1 protein-coding gene is annotated in these 3,772 nt (G+C 35.0%); it reads right to left on the bottom strand.

All coding sequences use genetic code 11. The annotated features are described in order from the left end of the window. Positions 1 to 1,812: 1,812 nt before the first annotated feature. The gene (locus ACFQ0V_RS02735) at positions 1,813 to 2,244 is read right to left on the bottom strand and encodes a hypothetical protein (protein WP_381009388.1); all 432 of its coding nucleotides are present in this window, start codon (positions 2,242 to 2,244) and stop codon (positions 1,813 to 1,815) included. Positions 2,245 to 3,772: the final 1,528 nt, after the last annotated feature.

Below are 3,772 nucleotides of genomic sequence, written 5' to 3'. Positions count from 1 at the left end.
CACGGTTAAAACAGAAAAGTGAGGAATTTTATTCCGATATTTTTGGGGAATTTTAAGCCGATATTGACACCCCTGTCAAGAACAACAAATAAAACAAAAAAGGGAGTATTTTTAAACTGAAAAAAAGAGTAAAAACAAGCAACAAACCAATGAGCAAAGATAATTGTTGGTAGTAAAAATCACTGCTTTTTCTTTCGCTTTCTAAGCATAAATTGAGCAATTGCTGCTCCGCATTTGATGGCTTCCTTTTCATATTTTGATTTTCCTTCTCTCGTTTATCTGTCCAAAAACAAAAGGGGAGAAGATCGCCCTTACATCATTGGACAGGGGGGAAAGCAACGCTCCATTTGATTGCTTGCTTCCTAGTTGTAGTATAGTCTTCTCTAAATGAATTTATGCGCCTATTCCATCAAAACGGTCGTGCGGTCTGTGAATGATCACTCCTCTATTTTAAAGACCATTTCCACTCTTCAAAAATAGAAAAACCGCTCCGCTTCCATCAAAATGGTCGTGCGGTCTGTGAATTATCACCCCTCTACTTTTAAAGATAATCTCCCTTTTCAAAAACAGAAAGCCCGCTCCGCTTCTCTTAACTCATGAAGCATAATTGAATAAAAGTATGAGAAAACCTTGTTCTCTTTCAAGAAAAACCGCTGCTCTTTTAATTAAAATGGTCGTTCGGTCTGTTGGTTAAACACTCCTTATTTCAAAATATAAGACCGCTTCTCTTGAATTAAAATGGTTTTTCGGTCTGTCAGTGAGTGTCATCCTTTTAAAAAAATTGCTCCAAAAACAGAAAGACCGCTTCCTTTTTATTATTAAAGAAGCGATTGATTGAAAAAAAGAGAGGAGAAAAGCCTGAATAAAAAAGGGGTGATTTATTCAATTATTCAAAGACCGCTCCGCTTCCTCTTTTTTTAAAATGGTCGTCTTTATCATGGCTGCTCATATAAGGAAGAAGCGGTTTTTTGTTTCTACTATGATTCATAAAATGAAAATTATCTTCTCTTTTTCCTCCTGCTTTTCTTCCACTTTTCATTCATATTCTTTTTTAAATTTTCATCAATTCGAGGAAAATTCCCCTGTTTTTAAATAGGTGGTTTTCTGCTTGTTTGATTCAAAAAGAAAGGAGCGATAACGAAAACTCCTCTTTATTTTGAGGTAGCTCCGGGGGTGTTTTGGTTGTATGGTTTTTCGGTCTTTGGATGGTCTTTCTAAAAGGGCATGTGCCAACATCCATTTTAGGTCCCACTTTAGCGGGTAGTTGCAATTTGTTTAAAATAGAAAGTGAGGTTTTGTGGGGGCTTCACTCCCTTTCTCTCATTCTTTGAAGATTCTTTTGAAAACAGCCCTTTTTCTACTCATTTTAAAACGTATGTTCGCCTTTTAATAAAAGGTCTTTCTTGTACAACTTTTTTGTAAAAAACACAAAAAAAGAAGAGGAATTTCGATTCTCCTAAAAAGAAGATTTCCCCTTCATTTCCTCAACTTATTAATATTATCCGACCAAAAAACAACGTATCAAAAACAGACAAACCCCTTCATTCAAGAAAGGAAAACTTCTTTGGAAGATGCACTTCTTTCCTCTTAGTTATTTCATCAATTCGACACCTATGCCCATCCGATCCAGATAGAAACAGAAGATGAATTGTTCGCTCTCCCCTTTATTCTCTCTTAAACGACTCACGTTAAAAATGTATAAATAAACGAAATACTGATTATTTATAAAAAGAGAGCGATTTTCTGTTTTTAAAACCGCTCCCTTTTTGATACCGAATTTCACTTAATTTTTCTTTTACATCTTCCTGTTGTTTATCCCTCTTCTACTGCCAACACTTGAAATTTTAAGAGCATACTCAACGATTGTTCAAGTGACTGATAATCAACAACAAATGTTTCTTGTAGTTGATTCATAACATTCGAAGTAACAAAGTGTATCTCCCCTGCCGCCTTGTCGTTTGCATATCCATAAGGATAGAAATTAGGTGCTGTCATCGGATCGTTCTCTTTCAACAACTGCACAAGGTATTCAGGAGAGAGTGCTCGTTTAAGGTATTCAGAAGAATCACCAACGATCGTGTCTTGTAGCACAACACGAATATAACTATCTTCATGCTCCGCTTCTAAAAATTCAGCAAATAAGTAAATGGTCTTTTCTTCTTCATAATGTTTGTCGAGCAGAAGCCCCGTCTTCGACAAATCATTAATAGAGTTTTCTAAGACGAGGGGCATAACAGGCTTCATCCAAATGTTTAACTCGTCTTCTTTCTGATTTGAATCATAAAATGTGATCTGTCGCTGTATAGCCTTACGACGAAAAGTCGATTTCCTATTCAAAAAACAAGAAGCGGTACTCTCCATGCGAAAATACGTGAAGACCTTACAGAAACTCCCAGAGCAGCCTGTGTTTAATTATAAAGAAACAGGGATGTTTGTTACCCAGAATGATTTAAAACGAGAAATTGATAGGACAGAACGATTCCTACGGAACGATTCTCCTTTTATCAACGACCGAACTTTCTTTTTTGTACTTCTCCGCTTCTTTTGACAAACAGTTTTCTGCAAAAGATTTCCCTTTCGAACAAGGGAATTTTTCGCTTTTTATCGGTTTTTCAAAATCGTGGAACGTTTTCCGCCTAAAAAAACGCTGTACCCCTTGATAGACGTGGCTTACAGCGTTTCATCCTGCTTTCGTTTTTTAGGGTGCACTATATTCTATATAAGGAAGGTATTTTTCAAACAGGGGAGTTCTCCTGTTCTCAAAACACCAATTTGAACTTTAAAAACACTTACAAAACAGAAGAATTTTTTAAATTGGAGCGGATCATTCTACGTCAAAAACACTCAAAAAGAACAGGTGTCTTTTAAACTTACTAAAATCGATTGTAAGAGCTTTTAAAATTTTGGTGATAATTTATACTCGAAAGGTTTTAAAGTGCTAAATTGATATGTTCTATCGACTTCTAGGGGGTGTTCTTCTTCTTTTGGGTGTTCTCTTTCTCATTTTTCAAAAAAGTCTTCTTTTTTAAAAAAGCCATTTTCGTTTTAATTCATTCTCCGCATTTAAAAAAACAACCTCTCGAACAAGGAAATTTTTCGCTTTTTATCGGTTTTTCGAAATCGTGGAACGTTTTTCGCCTAAAAAAACGCTGTACCCCTTGATAGACATGACTTACAGCGTTTCATCCTGCTTTCGCTTTTTAGGGTGCACTATATTCTATATAAGGAAGGTATTTTTCAAACAGAAGAATTTTTCTATTCCAAAAGACAGATGTTTTTGAAATTTTAGGTGTTTTTAAAGAGCATTTTCTTCAAAAAAGGTGTCTTTTTTTAAACAACAGTGGATCTGACATTTTAGATGTTTTTTTGCCCCTACCGACTAAAAGGCACAGGAGGATGATTTCTCTTAAAAAAGCAGGTTGAAAAGCAATCAAAAAGAGTAGTTTTCTTCAAAAAAGTGACCTCTAAAAAAGAGGTGCTCATTCGCCTTTAACTGATGTAAGGGCAACAAAGTCCACAAAATTTCAAAAAACGAGTTAAAATCAAGCTGTTTTTATCTTTTGTGATTAAAAAAGCAGAAATAACCAACCTTATAAAATGATTATTATGAAGAATTCGGTATTAATGCTAAAAATACCGTAGCACCTTTAAATGTATATTTTATGTATAAAATGATGAATAATTTCTATTGTACCGTAAAGGGGATTTGGAGCTAGTATAGATGTATGGACACAAGTAAGTTAAGTCTCTATCCTAATAAATAGAGAGGACG

It is taken from the genome of Savagea faecisuis (assembly GCF_042675605.1).
GTDB classification, from domain to species: domain Bacteria; phylum Bacillota; class Bacilli; order Bacillales_A; family Planococcaceae; genus Savagea; species Savagea faecisuis.
This window is presented reverse-complemented; position numbering and strand designations above follow the sequence as displayed.

Coding starts and splice junctions, on each gene's coding strand:
- ACFQ0V_RS02735 (WP_381009388.1), bottom strand. CDS start 2,244: ATGAAGCCTGTTATGCCCCTCGTCTTAGAAAACTCTATTAATGATTTG.